The sequence below is a fragment of the Schlesneria paludicola DSM 18645 genome (genome assembly GCF_000255655.1).
Classification (GTDB): Bacteria; Planctomycetota; Planctomycetia; order Planctomycetales; family Planctomycetaceae; genus Schlesneria; species Schlesneria paludicola.
In genome coordinates, this window is sequence record NZ_JH636434.1 from 2,421,713 (window position 1) to 2,438,991 (window position 17,279).

15 protein-coding genes are annotated in these 17,279 nt (G+C 54.6%); 7 read left to right on the forward strand and 8 right to left on the reverse strand.

The annotated features are described in order from the left end of the window. The first annotated feature begins 109 nt into the window (after positions 1-109). The 3 genes from OSO_RS0111855 to OSO_RS47830 all read left to right on the forward strand — a co-directional run bounded on the left by OSO_RS0111855 (position 110) and on the right by OSO_RS47830 (position 4,043). Complete coding sequence (locus tag OSO_RS0111855) at positions 110-1,075, forward strand: NAD-dependent epimerase/dehydratase family protein (RefSeq protein ID WP_010583546.1); 966 nt, start codon at positions 110-112, stop codon at positions 1,073-1,075. Positions 1,076-1,318: 243 nt separating this feature from the next. Next, positions 1,319-2,737, forward strand: a complete 1,419-nt coding sequence (locus tag OSO_RS43150; RefSeq protein WP_010583547.1) for a UTP--glucose-1-phosphate uridylyltransferase — start codon at positions 1,319-1,321, stop codon at positions 2,735-2,737. Between the two features lie 223 nt (positions 2,738-2,960). After that, the gene (locus tag OSO_RS47830) at positions 2,961-4,043 is read left to right on the forward strand and encodes a type I phosphomannose isomerase catalytic subunit (RefSeq protein WP_083842849.1); all 1,083 of its coding nucleotides are present in this window, start codon (positions 2,961-2,963) and stop codon (positions 4,041-4,043) included. Between the two features lie 102 nt (positions 4,044-4,145). On the opposite strand, the gene OSO_RS0111870 is transcribed toward OSO_RS47830, so the two are convergent. From OSO_RS0111870 to OSO_RS0111880, 3 genes are all read right to left on the reverse strand, one after another. Beyond that, positions 4,146-4,577, reverse strand: coding sequence for an OsmC family protein (locus tag OSO_RS0111870; RefSeq protein ID WP_010583549.1), 432 nt, complete (start codon positions 4,575-4,577; stop codon positions 4,146-4,148). A 94-nt stretch (positions 4,578-4,671) separates the two neighbouring features. Beyond that, positions 4,672-5,937: a tyrosine--tRNA ligase gene (tyrS, locus tag OSO_RS0111875; RefSeq protein ID WP_010583550.1), complete on the reverse strand. Its 1,266-nt coding sequence runs from the start codon at positions 5,935-5,937 to the stop codon at positions 4,672-4,674. A 134-nt stretch (positions 5,938-6,071) separates the two neighbouring features. Next, positions 6,072-6,866, reverse strand: a complete 795-nt coding sequence (locus OSO_RS0111880; RefSeq protein WP_010583551.1) for a CPBP family intramembrane glutamic endopeptidase — start codon at positions 6,864-6,866, stop codon at positions 6,072-6,074. A 323-nt stretch (positions 6,867-7,189) separates the two neighbouring features. Here OSO_RS0111880 and OSO_RS0111890 point away from each other — a divergent pair, with 323 nt between their 5' ends. Genes OSO_RS0111890 through OSO_RS0111900 form a run of 3 tightly spaced genes read left to right on the forward strand, consistent with a single transcriptional unit; the run spans position 7,190 to position 9,814 of the window. Continuing rightward, complete coding sequence (locus tag OSO_RS0111890; RefSeq protein ID WP_010583553.1) at positions 7,190-8,698, forward strand: sodium:solute symporter family protein; 1,509 nt, start codon at positions 7,190-7,192, stop codon at positions 8,696-8,698. 12 nt (positions 8,699-8,710) lie between these two features. After that, positions 8,711-8,968 carry a hypothetical protein gene (locus OSO_RS0111895; protein ID WP_010583554.1) on the forward strand — a complete coding sequence of 86 codons (258 nt, stop codon included), beginning with the start codon at positions 8,711-8,713 and terminating at the stop codon, positions 8,966-8,968. A 57-nt stretch (positions 8,969-9,025) separates the two neighbouring features. Continuing rightward, on the forward strand, positions 9,026-9,814 hold the full coding sequence (locus OSO_RS0111900; protein ID WP_010583555.1) for a glutamine amidotransferase: 789 nt from the start codon (positions 9,026-9,028) through the stop codon (positions 9,812-9,814). Between the two features lie 107 nt (positions 9,815-9,921). Here the strand turns inward: OSO_RS0111900 and OSO_RS0111905 are convergent, their stop codons facing one another. The 3 genes from OSO_RS0111905 to OSO_RS0111915 form a co-directional block, all read right to left on the reverse strand. After that, entirely contained in the window at positions 9,922-10,713 is a 792-nt protein-coding gene (locus OSO_RS0111905) for a sulfite exporter TauE/SafE family protein (protein WP_010583556.1), read from the reverse strand. 113 nt (positions 10,714-10,826) lie between these two features. Then, positions 10,827-11,921 carry an isocitrate/isopropylmalate dehydrogenase family protein gene (locus OSO_RS0111910; protein ID WP_010583557.1) on the reverse strand — a complete coding sequence of 365 codons (1,095 nt, stop codon included), beginning with the start codon at positions 11,919-11,921 and terminating at the stop codon, positions 10,827-10,829. 82 nt (positions 11,922-12,003) lie between these two features. Then, positions 12,004-13,533, reverse strand: a complete 1,530-nt coding sequence (locus tag OSO_RS0111915) for a hypothetical protein (RefSeq protein ID WP_010583558.1) — start codon at positions 13,531-13,533, stop codon at positions 12,004-12,006. Between the two features lie 667 nt (positions 13,534-14,200). Here OSO_RS0111915 and OSO_RS0111925 point away from each other — a divergent pair. Then, positions 14,201-15,679, forward strand: a complete 1,479-nt coding sequence (locus OSO_RS0111925) for a type 2 periplasmic-binding domain-containing protein (RefSeq protein WP_157605156.1) — start codon at positions 14,201-14,203, stop codon at positions 15,677-15,679. Positions 15,680-15,855: 176 nt separating this feature from the next. Here OSO_RS0111925 and rpmA read toward each other — a convergent pair whose 3' ends face one another. Both rpmA and OSO_RS0111940 read right to left on the reverse strand, forming a co-directional pair. Next, the gene (gene rpmA, locus OSO_RS0111930; protein WP_010583561.1) at positions 15,856-16,122 is read right to left on the reverse strand and encodes a 50S ribosomal protein L27; all 267 of its coding nucleotides are present in this window, start codon (positions 16,120-16,122) and stop codon (positions 15,856-15,858) included. Positions 16,123-16,286: 164 nt separating this feature from the next. After that, positions 16,287-17,027: a methyltransferase domain-containing protein gene (locus tag OSO_RS0111940; RefSeq protein WP_157605157.1), complete on the reverse strand. Its 741-nt coding sequence runs from the start codon at positions 17,025-17,027 to the stop codon at positions 16,287-16,289. Positions 17,028-17,279 lie beyond the last annotated feature (252 nt).

The following is a 17,279-nucleotide window of genomic DNA, read 5'->3' on the forward strand; positions in this document are numbered from 1 at the left end:
TGTTTCGCAAACAATGGCACGCTGTTCGCCTCGTTTTTGGCATCCAATGCCGGACGAGATTGGCGACGAGAACTGACTTAGACAACTGAAGATTGGAATTCGAACCAAAATGAAAGTGATTGTTACCGGCGGCGCTGGATTCATCGGAAGCCATATTGTTGACACCCTACTGGCGAAGGGGCACGAGCCGTTCGTCATCGACAACCTGTGTTCGGGCGAGAAGAAAAACCTCCCACCGTCCGTACCCGTCTTTGAAGCAGACATCGTTGACGGGGCTCGCATCAGCGCCATTTTCGACGAAGTGAAGCCCGATTGGGTTTGCCATCAGGCCGCTCAGATGTCCGTCAGTCGCTCGATGCGCGAGCCACTGTTCGATGCCGAAAACAACGTCATGGGACTTCTAAACGTTTTCGACAATGCGGCGCGTGTCGGCGTAAAACGAATTGTCTTCGCGTCCTCGGGCGGGGTTCTGTATGGTGAAATGACAACGCCAGCCCCCGAAGATTCACCGAAGAAGCCGGTTTCGCCCTATGGAATCAGCAAATGGATTGGCGAGCAGTACCTTGAGTTTTATGCCCGCGAACGAGGACTGCAAGGCGTCGCGTTGAGATACTCGAATGTCTATGGCCCGCGTCAGAATCCCCACGGCGAAGCCGGCGTGGTTGCAATTTTCTGCAAGGCGATGCTCGCCGGAAAAGCGGCAACGGTGAACGGTGACGGAAAGTACGTTCGAGACTATGTTCACGGACGCGATGTCGCTCTCGCAAACGTTGCCGCATTGGAAACGACAATGAGTGCCAGCTTTACGCCGATCAACATCGGCACTGGCGTTGGCGCCGACGTAAACGAAATTGCCAGCCAGCTCTATCGAGCAACTCAGGACTACCTCAAACGACGTCAAAGCTCTGTCATCGTTCCAGAATGTCGTCATGGAGAATCCCGCGCAGGGGATCTGCGATCGAACCTTGTCTCACCAAGCCGTGCAGCACTACTTTTGAACTGGAAGCCAACAATCGGCCTGAAGGAAGGCATCGAACAAACCGTCGCCTGGTTTGCGGAGAATCAGGGGTTGTGACGGACACCGCGATCATGTCCAAGTTATTCCGCATCAAACGAATTGCCAACCGCTCTAGAGAGACACGCCAGCGAGACAATAGACTTGCGTCAAACAGGATTGGTACCGACGATTTCGGGATCTCTTCAGCTCGCGAATCTCCCTGACCGTGTCCTGTCGAGCCGTAAATGAAGCCTGATTGATTCCGCGACGTTCCGTGAATCATTTCCTGAAATTCCGTCGATTGACGAGTCGGTACCGATCATGCAGATAGACCCGAAGACGCAATCCCAAATCGAGAACCACGGACAGGCTCACATCCGCACGATGTGGGAAGAACTGGACCATCACGAGAAAGAAAAACTTAACCGGCAGCTTGCGCAGGTCGACTGGAAATTGATCGGGTCTTACCGAGCCGGCTTACAGGGCGCGACGGAAAAAGGCGCTCCTGATGCCGTCAAAATTTCGCCACCATCACACGTCGTCAGGCTTCCGAATTCCCCATCGGATCAGAAAGCCTGGAAAGAGGCTGAAGCGATCGGAGACGATGCGCTGAAAAGCGGAAAAGTCGGAGTCGTGCTTTTGGCAGGCGGCCAGGGAACCCGACTTGGGTTTCCGCACCCGAAGGGAATGTTTCCAATCGGCCCCGTTTCCAGCAAAACGCTCTTTGAAATTTTCGCTGAGCAAATCATCGCGATTTCCCAAAAATCAGGACATGCCATCCCCTACATGATCATGACGAGTGATGGGACGCATGACGAAACAACCCAGTTTTTTGAGCAAAACAACTATTTTGGCCTGGATCGCGCCGACGTCTTCTTCTTCAAGCAAGGGTACGCGCCCTGCCTGGACGCAACAACCGGAGAGCTATTGCTGGCAGAAAAAGGGGTTCTCGCAATGAGCCCAGATGGTCACGGCGGGTTGCTCGCCGCGATGCTCAACGCGGGTCTCTTTGACGAGCTTCGACAGCGGAAGGTGGACTATGTCTTTCTACACCAGATCGACAATCCGCTGGTCAGCGTCTGCAATCCCGGCTTTCTTGGAATGCACATCCACCATCGCGCCCAAGCCTCAACAAAGGTGGTCGCGAAAACAGGGCCCGAAGAGAAAGTGGGGGTCGCGGTCGATTTGGACGGCCGAACCGCCATCATTGAATACAGCGATCTGTCATCCGAGTTAGCCAATCAACGCGAGTCAAACGGAGAGCTGCGTTATTGGGCGGGCAGCACCGCGATTCACGTCTTCGATCGTGCATTCCTCGAATCGGTCGCTCAATCGGAAAATGCGAATCTGCCTTGGCATCTCGCGCGAAAGAAGATTCCCCACATTGATCATCAGGGCCAGCAGATTCTGCCGGAATCGGAAAATGGAGTCAAATTCGAACGATTTTTGTTCGATACCCTGCCCCTCGCCAAGACGGCTTTGATCGTCGAAACGAGCCGGCCACTTGAATTCGCTCCGCTCAAGAATAGCAGTGGCGCATTCTCCCCTGACTATGTCCGCGAGCACATGGTCAATGTCGCGATAGAATGGCTGAAGCAGGCGGGCGTCATCGTTCCCGAATCGGCAATTGTCGAAATCAGCCCGCTGTTCGCCAACACGCCAGAAGACTTGAAAAAACGTGCTTCGGAGCTCGCGAATCTCGATTTTTCGCAGCCAATCTACCTGCATAAGGATCGCTGACGATCCCCGGACCTTGCCAAGCTCTTCCATGCAAATCGACGATCGTCAGCATCTGAGATGACCTTACGATCGCCTCGTCATCTTTCCAACCCAGTCCTCACAATGACCGCCGGCCCACTGATCGGGCGAACGGGCAGGCGGCTCTGAACTTTTATTGACTCGTTTTACGATTCCAGCCAAACTCACGATCGCACTTCTTGGCCTCAATCAGGAGCGATCTTAAATTCATCCTGCACCCACATTCTGTGATCCGGTCGTCTTCGATTCATACTATCGCCCCCAACCTTGGGGTGGGCGAGGATTGAGCACGCAACTGGGACGCCCGCTTCCCGATGACAAGCCATATGGTGAAGCCTGGGATTTAAGTACGCTGCCGCTCCATGTCAGCCGAGCCATCGAGGGCACACATGCGGGGCGCGATTTGAATGAGATATGGGCGTCGAGCCGCCAGGACCTTGCTGGCCCGACAAAACATTCCAATTTCCCACTGCTTGTCAAATGGCTTGAATGTTACGAATACCTGTCGCTGCAGGTTCATCCGGGCGATGAGATGGCTCGACGTGTCTTGCATGAACCTGGCGGCAAGTCGGAAGCATGGATCATCATTTCCGTCGAGCCGAACGCGCGGGTGTACGCGGGATTAAAACTCGGCGTCACGCGGAAGGACGTCGAGGCTCACCTCAAGAAGGGAACGCTAGTCGATTGCCTGCATTCGTTTACACCGAATGTCGGCGATTGCATCTCGCTCCCTGCGGGGACCGTGCACGCGGCAGGGGGAGGGCTGATCATTGCCGAAGTTCAGCAATCGAGCGACGCCACGTTCCGGCTATTCGATTGGAATCGAGTTGGTCTCGACGGAAAACCTCGTCCGCTTCAAATTGAACGGGCGTTGGAAGCCACCGATTGGGATCAGGGCCCGATCATTCCCGTCCGCCCGAGTCGACTGAACACCTCATCGAGCGAAACCAAGGGCGAACATCTGCTCAAAGGCCCTCACTTCCAATTCGAACGCTATTCGGTTGAGGGATCGTTTAACAATCCCCACCGGGGCGAAATGACGATTTGGATGGTGCTCGATGGAGCAGGCACTTTGCAAAACCCTGCGACAGGCTATTTGCGGCACTTCTCCAAAGGAACGACCGTCGTCGTACCAGCATCGGCGAGAGATGTCGCATGGACGGCATCGATGACGGAAACACCGCTAACACTGCTCTGCGTTCGACTCGAATCCAGTATCGTGAACGCACCGCATTGGCTGCCATCAAACTCAAGTTTACAGTTGAGTTGCCTGAACTATTCAAGCTAACGAGCCAACAAAAATGCCCTCCCCATCCACTTGATCAGGGAAGGGGGGGCATCATGCAAACAGTCGCTTCGCCGGCTCAACAACGATCCTCGGTAACAAATCTCAGTCGAGCAGCGTCGCATCGAGCGTGATCTCGGTCTTGAAGAGTTTCGAGACGGGGCAACCGGCTTTGGCCATCCCCGTCAACTTCTCGAACGTCGCCTTGTCCGCGCCGGGGATCTTGGCTTTCAGGGTCAAATGCACGGATGTGATGGCAAATCCGTCAGCCACTTGCTCCAGGGTTACGGCGGCAGAGGTTTCCATTTTCTCGGCCGTCAGTTTGGCTTCGCCCAAGATCAGCGACAACGCCATTGTGAAGCAGCCCGCATGCGCGGCTCCCAAAAGCTCTTCGGGATTGCTTCCCTTCACGCCTTCGAATCGACTTGAAAAACCATAGGGATAGCTCGAAAGAGCACCACTTTCCGTGGTTAACGCACCTTTGCCATCTTTGAGACCGCCCTGCCAGACAGCCGAACCTTTTCTCGTGATCTTCATGGAAATCGTCCTTTGCGTATACGTGAAGTCATCGATCTGAAACCGTCGTCGCGATGGCGCAAGCCGCGACCAGTGGAATCATACCCAGGACAGATTACGAAATCTCGATTTGCAAGCGAGCGATCTTCTTCTTTCCCGCCTTGACCAGCATTCCCGATTGCAGGGTGAGCACCGCTTTCGAGTCGGTCACAGGTGTCGGAACGTCGCCATGGTAGACGGACATGCCGCCTTGCGCGATCAAACGCATCGCATCACTGGTTGATCCAACCAAACCGGTGACCTTCAACAATTGTGCCGCCGACAGCTTGCCCGCGACCAGATCCGCCTGACACTGCGGCAGTTTCTCGATCAATTCAGTCAGCTTCAGAGTGACGACGGGAATGTCCGTGGGAAGTTCGCCTCCCCCGACTTCTCGTTGCCATCGGTCCGCGGCTTCGTCTGCAAGTGAGGCCGAGTGGTATCCGGTGATCACCGCCTTCGCGAGTCGAATTTTGGCCTCTTTGGGATGCCCCGCGAGAATCGTGGCGATTTGATCAAGGGGAACGTTTGTCAGCAATTGAAAGTACATTCCCATCGTCGCGTCAGGAATCTGCATGAACTTTTTCATCATGTCGAACGGGGACTCCGAGATGCCGATGTAGTTCCCCAGACTCTTCCCCATCTTCTGTTCGCCGTCGGTCCCAACAAGAATCGGCGACATGATGCCAATCTGTTGCGGCAAACCTTGATCTCGTTGCAGGTCGCGCGCCAGCATGAAGCTATAAAGCTGCTCTGTGCCCCCCAATTCAATATCCGATTGAATCATGACCGAGTCCCATGCCTGCATCATCGGGTACAGGCACTCATGCAGGTAGATGGCCGACTGATTGGCATAACGCTTCGCGAAATCATCGCGCGTCAGCAACTGTGCCACGGTAATTTTTCCGCACAGTTGCAGGATGTCAGCAAAGTTCATCTTCGCGAACCAGTCGCCGTTTCGATGAACTTCGGCCTTCGAGATATCGACCACCTTGCCGACTTGATTCAAGTAGTCGTGGGCGTTGGCTTCGACCTCCGCTTCCGTCAGCTTTTTGGAACGAGCCTGATCGCGACCGCTGGGATCGCCCACCATCGCCGTATAGTTGCCAATGATGATTACGGCTTGATGCCCGAGTTCTTGAAACTGCCGCATTTTGCGGAGTGGAACCGTATGTCCCAGGTGGACGTCGATGCCCGTCGGGTCGATGCCGTATTTGATTCGAAGCGGTTTGCCCGTTTCTCGACTTTTTGTGAGCTTCACCGCGAGCTCGTCTTCGGGAACGATTTTCTCAACGCCGCGGCGGATAGTTGCGAGTTGTTCTTCAACTGGAGGAAAATTCATCGTCGAAATCCTGGGGCAAGATCCCGAGTTGAGATCTTGCAGTCATTTTCGAGGCCCCTGGGTGCGGGCTCTCAAGGTGAAATCAGACACACGCAAACGCATCATGTTCGCGGTGAGGGCGTGCAAAACAGTCGTCAGGGAATCTGGGGATTCAATAGCTGCGCGGTCAGCATGGTAGCATTGAACAGCGCATGAATCATTACCACCGACAAATAGCTATGCCGCCGATGAAAGACGTATCCAAGAATCAGGGCCAGTGGCAACAGGGCCAATCCATTCTGCCAGCCATGAATGAACGAAAATAACGCTGCGACGATTGGGATCGCCAATTTGGGCGTGAACATGCTGGTCAGCCACCCCTGCAAGACCACTCGAAACATCAGCTCTTCCCACAGCGGCGCTGAAATCACCGCCGTCATCGCAATAATGCCAATCGTGGTCACGTCAGGTTGCTCCGTCAGTAACTTGAGCAAGGAATGCTGAGTTTCTCGCCCACGCAGGGGCAGCGTCGCAAGCATCGAGACCGCCATCGGCAGAACCGCCGCACAAAAACCAAACAATGCCACGCGTGCCTGAACGCTCAATTGCCTGAAGCTCATTCCAAACTCCGCAAGCGGGCGATGGCTGGAGGCGAGAATACCGATCGCGGCCAGGATCAGGCAAAAATTGACCGCCGCACCTCGCGCCACGGCATCCAGCGTGATGGGTGACGGAATTGGGGGGGATAGACTCAGAACGAACAGGTGAGATACGGGCCACAAAAGCGCCACATAGACCACCAACATCTCGGGAATGGAACGCCAGGTTGCCCGCGGTTCTTCGTTCCATTCGAGAATCGGCCGGCAATCGATCCGCCGACGAATGATCGTCTGCCAAGCGAAGGCACTCGCCAGAATCAGGGCGGAAAACAGACAACTGGTCGCGAACATCACGAAAGGCTTTGCGGGATAAAGGATTCATTCGAGTTTGAGAAGTCCGGGTCAGGATAGACGCTGTTGACCCGTGATGGAAACCGTGTTGATGATGAATCGGCGACAGGGCTCGCGCCTCGCGGTGCAATCGACTCAAATGTCAGTCGAATCAAGTCGCATGACTTCACGAAAGGAGCCGTTTTCGTCTTTCCGATAAAGGCGATCACACCTTGTCTGGAAGTAGCGAAAACCGATCGTGCGCGCTATAAGGATGGGCCGCATTCCATTGAGCTGCGTCCGCAGCGATCTTCTCTGATCTTCGTCTCCACTACGGGTCTGTCATGTCCAATTTTTCGTGGCTGGTCGATGGCAGCATTGTGGGTTTGTATCTGGTCATCACCATGATGGCCGGACTCATGGTCCGCAAGTATGTCGGCAAGGTTGAGCACTTTCTCGTCGCTGGCCGCGAGATGAATGTGTTTCTTGGAATTGCCTCGCTGGCGGCGACGGAATTCGGAATTGTGACCTGCATGTATACCGCCCAGGCAGGATACGAGTATGGCTTTGCCGGCTCGACTCCAGGGATCTTGCAGGCGCTGGCGATGTTCTTCATTGGGCTCACCGGGTTCTGTGTCAAACCACTGCGTGATTCAGGCGTGATGACAATTCCCGAACTGTTTGAGATTCGCTTCGGGAAGTTTATTCGCTGGCTTTCCGGAGTCGTCATCGTCCTGGGCGGCCTGCTGAATATGGGCGTGTTCCTGCGGATCGGGGGCGAATTCCTGGTTCTTGTCAGCGGCATGGATGAACGATATCTGGTTATCACTATGACCGCGCTGCTGCTGATGGTCGCGATTTACACGATTCTCGGTGGGATGCTCTCGGTCCTCGTGACAGACTTCCTTCAGTTCATTGTCATGAGCGCCGGATTGCTCGCGGTCACGTACTTGATTCTGGGCCGTGTCGGCTGGTCGACGATCGTGGACACCGTTGAGAAAACGCACCACGCGGGAGGATTCAATCCGTTCATTCACCCCAAACTGGGCGTCGAATACGTGCTCGCCCAGGCATTCGTCCAAATTGCCGCCACGCTGACATGGCAAACAACCATCGCCCGATTGCTCGCGGCAAAGGACACTTGGACGGGCCGCAAGGTTTACATTGGTACCAGCTTTTTCTTCGTCTGTCGCTTTCTGATCCCCGGGATCTGGGGAATTGCCGCACTCGCGATGCTGACCGTCGATCAGCAGGCCGCGTTGGCGAAGAATCCTGATACCGCGACATTGCACGCCATGCCTGTGTTCCTGAGTACCGTCGTTCCAATTGGACTCATGGGATTGCTGGTCGCAGCGATGCTCGCCGCGGATATGTCGACGGATTCTTCGTACATGATCACCTGGGCGGCGGTCATCTATAACGATATTCTTGGACCTTTCCGCAAGCAAAAAAGCTCCGAAGCGTTTGGCTTGCTCGTCAATCGCATGATTGTGGCATTGATCGGCGTGTTTCTGTTCTTCTACGGCTTGTTCTACAAACTAGAAGGCGGACTCTGGGACTACCTAACGACCACCGGAACAGTCTACCTATCCAGCATGTCGGTCTTGCTGATCGCCTGCTGCTACTGGAAAGGCGCCAACAACTGGGGTGCGGCAGCCTCGATTGTCGTTGGAGCGACATTTCCCATTGGATATCTGGTCCTTGAAAAGACCATTGCGGGTGGAGCAGCCAGCCTGAAGGACTCGTATGGGTTCACGCAAGATCGTGCCAAAATCGCGGCGTTCGTCCTGTCGGCGGTCTCGATGGTCGTTTTTTCCTTGTTGAAACCGCGTCCGAAAACAACGGTGGCTTAGACGTGATTCTCAATGAACGAGAATTGTCCGAAACATCATGGTCGATCACATCAAAAACCAGACGACGACGGCTTCGAACAACGCGTCATCGTCTTGAAAGAGGGGCGAATGGAAGGCTATCGCTGGTTCTGGGGTGTATTGACATTCGTGACACTGGCTTGGTACAGCTCGGTCACCGTTTATGTCTCCTATAAGGGTTTGTTCGACATTCGAGACATGTTGAAAAAGCTCAGTAGCGGCAGCTTCGATCCCGAATCTCACGGTTCGTAAACTCAGGTGACGGAGCTCGAGCTCTTTTCCGAACACTTCGTTTTAAAGTCAGGCCTCATGGCGAAAATCTATTATGCGGGCGACTGGGCGGTTCAGCTCGGTCCTGTGTATGCCGAGTCGGCATTTCATCACTCCGTGAAGGGAACGGAGATTTTCAACTACGGCAAGTGGTTGAAGGAAGCGATTGAATCCACCGGCGAGCACGAGGTGACCAGCGTTCCCAGTTGGGACTTCTATATGCTCAAGCCGGGCGAGTACGAAACGATCCTGGCGACGTATGACGCCGTGATCTTTTCTGACCTGGAAGCACGCAACTTCCAGTTGGCTCCTTCGTTCTTCAAACGCGAGCAGTTTGGTAAAAGCATCCTGACGTTCCCTGATCGCATCCGTTTAACGATCGAAGCCGTTCAAGCAGGCGTGGGCGTCATGTTCCTTGGCGGTTGGCAAAGTTTCAGCGGTGATCATGGAATGGGTGGATGGGGGCGATGTCGCCTTCGCGAACTCTTGCCGGTGACGTGCCTCGATTACGAAGACTTGGTCGAGAGCACCGAAGGCTATATGGCCGAAGTGCTCGATCCGCAGCATCCCATTTTGCACGGGATCGACTTTTCGTCACTGCCACCGATTCTGGGATACAATCAGGTCAAACCAAAGCCAGGCGGCCAGATCGTCGCTCAGTGGAAGGGTTCCAGCGACCCGCTTTTGGCCGTCAGCACGATCGGCAAGGGGCGTTCAGTCGCATACACATCAGACCCAGCTCCACACTGGGGATGCAACTTCGTTTTCTGGGAACACTACAACCGATTCTGGCTGAATGTCATTGAATGGCTGATTCAGGCGCGATAGAGGTTGAATCAGCCTTGTCGGAAGTCAGGTGACGCCATGCGTCGACCGGCGATGGAATGTCGGGCCGCGACCATCTGATCATCCCTTGAAAAGGACGGCCTTTGTGATCAAGTTTGACCGATTCCATAGACTCGCGTGAAGTAGTACGTCGCAAGGCCAAATCCGATCGCGATGACCACCCAGCGGACGACATTTCTGTCGAGTCGCCGCGACACACTGGCGCCAACAAAGCCGCCCGCAATCCCGGCGAACAGCATCGGAACGCCGTAGCTCCAATCCACGCGCTGGTAGGCGATAAAGACGACGACGGACATGCCATTGATGGCCGACGCCAAAAGGCTTTTCAACGCGTTCATCTGGTGAATGTCGCCAAGCCCCATGAGCGCCAGTGAACTGAGCATCAGAATGCCAATCCCCGCCCCGAAATAGCCCCCATAAAGCGCAATCACAAATTGAAAAAGGACGATTCCGGCAAGTAGCTGTGACGAGGGATGAGCGTGCGGTTTTCCAATCCCCGTCCAACGGGTGATTGCTGGTTGCATCAAGAATAAAGCCGAGGCGACCAGGATTAGCCAGGGCACCATCTGCTGAAACTGTTTTTCCGGCTGCGTGACGACAAGCAATGTGCCGACGACACTTCCCATGAGCGACGGAATGATCAGGGGAGTGATCCAGCGGCCTTGGCCCGTCATTTCTCGACGATAGCCCCAAGTCGCAGCGATCGAACCAGGAAACAGCGCAAAGGTACTGGTTGCATTCGCGATGACAGCCGCCGATTCTGTCGACCCCAGAATCCAAGTGAGCGCCGGAAACGTGAGCAGAGTCCCCCCGCCGGCAACGGAATTAATCGCCCCCGCAACAAAGGCGGTGGCACACAAAAAAGTCAGTTGAGCGATCATCGAGAGATGATAGGCAGAATCTCACGCGACCGAAACCATTGAAAATGAGGAGGAGAACGGAACGATTCGCATCACCCGTATTCCTCACAGACCGTTCGCGGCAAACCTGCGCGTCACTTGATCAGAGCGCACACGGCGCTCCCCACTTCGTCAGTTGTTCCAGTACCACCCAGATCGGGTGTACGCGGACGATCTGGACTGCGGAGAAGGGACGACACGGCACCGCGAATGGAGGCGGCGGCGGAGATCAATTCCAGATGATCCAGCATCATGGCTGCAGACAGAATCGCGGCAAGCGGATTGGCGATCCCTTTGCCGGTGATGTCCGGCGCAGACCCGTGCACCGGTTCAAACAGACTGGGGTGACAACGATTGGAAGCCAGATTGGCACTGGCGGCGAGTCCCATACTGCCCACGAGTATTGCGGAAAGATCCGTAAGGATGTCCCCGAACAGATTGCTTGCAACCACAACATCGAACGATTCCGGACGACGCACGAACTCCATCACGGCGCGATCGACCAACAGCGATTCGGTTTCAATCTGGGGATAGTCCTGCGCGATTCCGGCAAATACTTCGTCCCAGAGCACCATCCCATAACCTTGTGCGTTACTTTTGGTGATCGACGCCACCCGCTTTCGCGGTCGATTCAGTGCCTGCTCAAACGCCGCACGAATGATTCGTTCACACCCACGACGCGTGAAGACCGAGGTTTGAATCGCAATGTCGTGATCCGAATGCTGGTACACCCTCCCACCAACATTCGCATATTCGCCTTCCGTATTCTCGCGAAAGACAAGCATGTCGATCGATCCGGGCGTCTTGTTTCGCAGTGGGCTTTCGACCCCTTCATAAAGATAGGCGGGACGAAGACAGACGCATTGATCAAACCGGCGGCGAATCGGCAGCAGCAGGCCGTTCAGCGTGATATGGTCTTGGACCCGAGGATGTCCCACCGCGCCAAGCAGGATCGCATCAAAATCCCCCAACTGATCCAAAAAGTCGGCTGGTGCCATCGAGCCGTGCTCGAAAAGATAATCGGTCCCCCACGGAAACCATTCCCACTCAATCCTCTGTTCGCAATTGACGAGCGCTGCATCCGCGGCTCGGACAGCCTGAGTGGTGACTTCGGGTCCAATCCCGTCTCCGCCGATCACAGCCACACGCTTCGTTGAGGGCATCTCGGCCTGACTTTGACTAAATGACATTCTCGATGACCATTGAGGCCCTCGCATTACACGGCGAAGGCCTCAATGGTCAATCGAACTCAAGAATGGAAGCGGGCGACCATCAAGGATTGTTGCCGCTCGATGCACCGCTGGTATTGCCGTTCGAAGTTTCTTGAGGAGTCTGACGGCCCTTCTTGAACACTGCCGACACATTGCCATTCGACACTCGGTCTTTCGAACCACCTGACGAAATCGAACTCGTGCCGCCTGATTTGAGTGTGTAGGGACGATCGGAACCAGGCATGAAAGTTCGGCGTTTGGCGTGAAAACCGATATAGGCCAGGAAGTCATTCAACTTGACCACTCGCACACCATTCTTGCGAGCTTCGTCTTCCATCATCTTATATTTTTCAGCATAGATCGTGGCACGGGCTTTTTCGGCATCTGTGAGCGCGTCCAGCATGTCGGGAATCTCGGCTTTCACCAGAAACCGCGTGTTGACGGTGATTTTGCCATTCTCTGGAATCCGTTCACCTTCGTCATTCACTTCATTGTCAATCACGCATCCCGAAACAGCCAGCATCTGATGGAATTGCTCACGATCGCTTCGCCCGTCTTGATCCAAATCGATGAGGCCGACAACGGAAATTTTCTCAACCAGACCGGGACTCCAGATGGGCGTGTAAATCAGGTCCTGCGAAACCATGGGGCGATAGAGATCTTCGTCGACGACTTTTGCTTCAGCGAGATGGGGGCCAAGAATTCGGATGACTTCGATCTTGCCCTTAATGTCTTCCGGACCGCGGCCGACACCTGGATTCTCTTTAGAATAAACGCTGAAGGTCATTCGAGGCCTGAGGAAGTCTTCTTCGCCCAGATTGATCAGAACGGTATTGTTTGTATGCTCAACACGGGTGATCAAACCCTTTGCGGTTTCGAAGCTCAGCTTCTCGGCGTCATCAAGTCGCTGCCGCATGATGTCAATACGTGACTCCAATGCCACGATCGTGTTGTGAGAATCTTTTCGATCCTTTTCCCGCCCGTCTCGTTCTTCATCGAGTTGAATCTTCAGGCTTTTGAGTTCCCCATTCAGTCGCGTGATTTCGCTGACTTTCGCATTGATCTTTTCGTCGCTCTCACTGATGACATCGCGTTTCGCGGCTTCCGCGGCGGTCTTCTGCTCTAAATAGTTTTCAACCTGAGCTTGATATTGGCCCTTCAGAGCAAGTTCCTGTGCTTCCAGATTGGCGACCTTGTTTGTTTTGGATTGACGATCATCCGCAGTGACATTGGCTTCTTCGCGCATTTTGCGGAGAGTGTCGACAACCGTCGCACCGGCTGAGGTCCCACCGTAGGTCAACATTTCGGCGCCCAGAGTCGAAATGACCGTCGGGGTTTGTGGGTTGTTTGGATCGTCGACGAGATCCAGCTTGATCCCCAGCTTCTGTTTTGTCGCTTGAAGTTGATCATCCAACGTTCGCTGAGCCTTATTCAGCTTCTGATTTTCTTCGTTCAACCGCGCGACTTCGACCATACGGTCTGAAGCTTCACGGTGGGCCATAAAGTTCGTAATCCCCAGAATCACGGCGAGCGCGACAAAAACGGCCAAAGTGTAGTGAACGGCACCCGGTTTATTGGCGGCAGCAGCCATGATTTTCCCTTACGCGAAAGCTCGACCAAGCGAATTAGACGAAAGCAGCCAGTCCGCTCGTGTGATTGGAACGAGGGTACCCAGTATCAGTGTATGAGCCACTTCGCTCGAGTCAAGAAGTTTCTGGCTCGCCCGAACGTTGATGCGCCGAAACATCTTAGGCTCGTCAACTGCCACACCACGCAAACTCTGCAAAAACGATCCAGAAGGCCGAAACGAACCCTTGTTGAATAATCAGAGGCGCGATCGCATTGCACAATCTCAAACAAGTCTGTCGGCAGTCGACGACATCGATCACCGCGAAAACCCATGTCGTTCCCCTCGCCGACCGCCGATGCCGTTGATCTTGATGAATATACCGATTCTAACCGCGGGACGATTGACGATTTCCCACAAAATTTGCTGACAGCTCGTATTCAGTCGGTTGGCCGCAACTGCCAGACAGCCACTTAACGACCGTGAACCCATTTACGGTGACGCAGACTGCCCGCCCGTTGAATCAATGCCCACAACACCCCCGATTTCCCTACAGATCAAGGGCATCACCTGACAGGCGACCCGGCCCCCCATCGATCGAAGAGATTGCAGCTTGCCACGGCAGGCAATCACCTGTCGTTTTGATATCCTTTGCCTCAACAACTTGGACTCACTTGCATCGGATGATGAAATGCTCGACGCCCGGCAATGGTTTCTCGGAATTTGCGGCTTGACCTGGCTGCTTGCATTTGTGGGATGTGGATCTGGCACGTCGAGTACAAATTCGTCAATCGACCGACCGTACCGCGGCCAGCAGGTCCATTTAATCGTTCCCGACTTGCTGAATCTGCCGGCCCACTGGGAAGTCTTGATTCCAGAATGGTCTTCACAATCCGGTGCGACGGCCCAGTTCGACAAATACGATGCGACGGCAGATCTTTCCGGGCAATCGCTGCCAAGTGCTGATACTGGTGGAAATGTCCTGCTCTTCCCGCTTCGCCAGTTGTGTGACATTGATGCCAAGATCAATCCATTGAACGCGAACGAGTTCGCCGCAGACGCACGAGACATCTTTAAGGGATTGCGTGAAAGGGTGCTGTCGCGTGAACGGCAACTGGTCGCGACGCCTATCTCCGCACCTGTGCTCGCCTGTTACTACCGCGCCGATTTGCTGAAAGCAGCGAAGCGAAAGCCGCCTGAAACGTGGGAAGACTATGAACAGCTTGTAAGTTCCCTGCAGGAATGGGCACCGAATCTAGTTGCGGTTGAGCCGTTGAGCGACGAATTCCGAGCCACCGTGTTTTTGGCCCGCTCGCTCGCCTTCTGCAAACACCCCGAAAACTACTCTGTCTGGTTTGATCTGGATTCTGGCAAACCGACTATGGACTTGCCGGGCTTCACGCGAACTCTGGAACTTGCCCGACAGACCTGGCGACATCTCACTCCCGATTCCTGGAACATGTCTCCGGCCGATTGCCGCCGAATGATTCTCGAAGGAAAGGCCGCGATCACGCTGTCGTATGAACCGAACTCAGGCCGAATGACGGAGTTGTCCGGATCGGATTCGGCTGCCATCCAACGGGCCGATGGAATCACCATTGGAGTCTGCCGACTACCAGGATCACGCACTGTCTACAATCGTAATTCGAAGAAGTGGGACACGATTCCAAACAGGGAAGTCCATGCGCCGGCCCTTTGCGGCTTCGCGGGTCTGGCGGGAGGCGTCATCGCCCCCTCGGATGCCAATCAGGATCTCGCAGCGTCGAACCTATTGATCAGCCTGACGTCGTCGGGCTTGTTCGAACAAGCCATCACCTCCCTGCCCAAAAGTCCCTGCCGTGAATCACAAGTCACTCTGGCGGCATCGTGGTTTGGACCTGATTTGACGTCAGAAGAAGCAGGCCAGTTGTGCGACGTTACCGCACAATCGCTCCGCGACACTCAACTCGTATTTGAACTACCACTCAGGGGCGCCGACGAGTTTCGACAGGCGATTTCACGATCAATTACATTGCTTCGGCCCGATGATTCCGATGTGGCACATGTCCAGAAAGTGATGCAACAATCGTTGGAGCAGATTGTCGAACGACGGGGAGCCGATGCCGTACGCGACTCACATCGCCGCGGTCTGGGGCTTTCTCCCGCGATGAAGAAGGATCTTGATCGGTAGAACTCGACGATCAGAACAGGGCTGGCGACTGGACCTTCGCGAACGTGCTGGCCGCAGGCCCAGCAGTCAGACTCAAAAACAAGAGCCCACGCGATGCGGTGCACACGCGTGGGCTCTTGTGTCATGTCCAATTTCAGATTCAGCGTTCGGCTGAAATCAACAGGAGCTCAACTGACTCAGTTGGTTTCCGCAGCGATTTCCGAAGGCTTAATGTTGATACGGCGCCCTTCTTGATCGAAGAAGACGTTGCCACCAACCAGAGCGAACAGGGTGTAATCGCGTCCCATCCCGACACCCTTTCCAGGATGCCATTTTGTACCGCGTTGACGAATCAGAATGTTCCCTGGCACAACCAGTTCACCACCGAATTTCTTGACGCCAAGTCGCTTGGCCTTGGAATCTCGACCGTTGCGGCTGGAGCCTTGACCCTTCTTATGTGCCATGTCGCGTCACCTTTACCTTCAATGCATGGAAAAACACGCCGTGACGGCGCGGGGCGAGAGTTTCGCGGAAAATCACAAAATCCGCAAGCTTGCGCCCCACAATTTGTCGGCCATTCCCCGCGTCTGCTGTCCGATTTGACGTTTTCCCTTATTTCAACGACCGGTCAAGCCGCCGCCGAAAGCTCGTCGCAACACATTGTGTCATAAAGCGATAGCTGCATTCCGGACTGCACTTCGCCCATAAATCCAGAATCACGCCACAATTGAGCCGCCACCGCGTAGAAGTAAAGGACCACGATTCGCCGAGACTGCGCGCGGACAGCGTTTCTCACGTTTTCAACAACTTGCGACATTACGGCTTCGCCGAAGGGGTTGTAAAAGAACAGAACAAGCGGTCCATCGGGAATCGTCAAGTTCGCGGCATCGGCACAGATCAGATCGACATCCTGACACTTCATCGCATCGGCAGGAAACCGAGCGAGATTCTGCAGGGCGATGCGATTCAAGGAATCGGAATACTCGACCCCAATCACTTTTCGGAACGGTATCTGTGCCGCGACCAATACCGCGCGGCCTTTTCCCGAACCAAAGTCCACAAAGGTGAACTGTCCGAAATCAATCTTGAGGTCCCGCAGGCTCTGCTCAAGAGCCACAACATCGATCCCCTGATATCGCGAACCGTATTCCCAGCTTGTGCCAACAACATCTTGCACGTCTGGAATGATCATGCCGCTGGTGTCGACGCCCCATTTGCGATCAAAGGACAAATCGCGTTCCCGGGCCGCAGCCCGAGCACGACGACGAGCCGGAGTGAGATAAAACAGCAAGCCCGTGGCTTTCGCGACGAACAGGCGCAGAGTCCCAGCGACCCCGTGGATTGCGAGCAGTCTTTGAATCTTGTTCATCACACGTTCCAAGTCGTCGACGTTTGACCGCAATTCATTTGACCGCAATTCATCGGTGGCATGGCGACACAAACGCGGCCTTTTCGAGATGGTTTCGAGCCGACACACACCGGTTGTAATTGGCCCCGCAGAGACCGACAAGTTCGATTTCCGACGAGCTGCTCGCCGCAGTGCATTCCCACTATTTTGATCGCATGCATTTCTGTTTATGATCTGTGAGCCGGACAGATCCAACTTTTCCCCGAGAGCCAA

Excerpts from the sequence above, each read along its gene's own strand:
- OSO_RS0111940 (WP_157605157.1), bottom strand. The coding sequence starts at position 17,027 with ATGAACAAGATTCAAAGACTGCTCGCAATCCACGGGGTCGCTGGGACT.
- rpmA (WP_010583561.1), bottom strand. The coding sequence starts at position 16,122 with ATGGCACATAAGAAGGGTCAAGGCTCCAGCCGCAACGGTCGAGATTCC.
- OSO_RS0111915 (WP_010583558.1), bottom strand. The coding sequence starts at position 13,533 with ATGGCTGCTGCCGCCAATAAACCGGGTGCCGTTCACTACACTTTGGCC.
- OSO_RS0111880 (WP_010583551.1), bottom strand. The coding sequence starts at position 6,866 with ATGTTCGCGACCAGTTGTCTGTTTTCCGCCCTGATTCTGGCGAGTGCC.
- OSO_RS0111900 (WP_010583555.1), top strand. The coding sequence starts at position 9,026 with ATGGCGAAAATCTATTATGCGGGCGACTGGGCGGTTCAGCTCGGTCCT.
- OSO_RS0111925 (WP_157605156.1), top strand. The coding sequence starts at position 14,201 with ATGCTCGACGCCCGGCAATGGTTTCTCGGAATTTGCGGCTTGACCTGG.
- OSO_RS0111905 (WP_010583556.1), bottom strand. The coding sequence starts at position 10,713 with ATGATCGCTCAACTGACTTTTTTGTGTGCCACCGCCTTTGTTGCGGGG.
- OSO_RS0111855 (WP_010583546.1), top strand. The coding sequence starts at position 110 with ATGAAAGTGATTGTTACCGGCGGCGCTGGATTCATCGGAAGCCATATT.
- OSO_RS0111870 (WP_010583549.1), bottom strand. The coding sequence starts at position 4,577 with ATGAAGATCACGAGAAAAGGTTCGGCTGTCTGGCAGGGCGGTCTCAAA.
- tyrS (WP_010583550.1), bottom strand. The coding sequence starts at position 5,937 with ATGAATTTTCCTCCAGTTGAAGAACAACTCGCAACTATCCGCCGCGGC.
- OSO_RS0111890 (WP_010583553.1), top strand. The coding sequence starts at position 7,190 with ATGTCCAATTTTTCGTGGCTGGTCGATGGCAGCATTGTGGGTTTGTAT.
- OSO_RS0111910 (WP_010583557.1), bottom strand. The coding sequence starts at position 11,921 with ATGTCATTTAGTCAAAGTCAGGCCGAGATGCCCTCAACGAAGCGTGTG.
- OSO_RS0111895 (WP_010583554.1), top strand. The coding sequence starts at position 8,711 with ATGAACGAGAATTGTCCGAAACATCATGGTCGATCACATCAAAAACCA.
- OSO_RS43150 (WP_010583547.1), top strand. The coding sequence starts at position 1,319 with ATGCAGATAGACCCGAAGACGCAATCCCAAATCGAGAACCACGGACAG.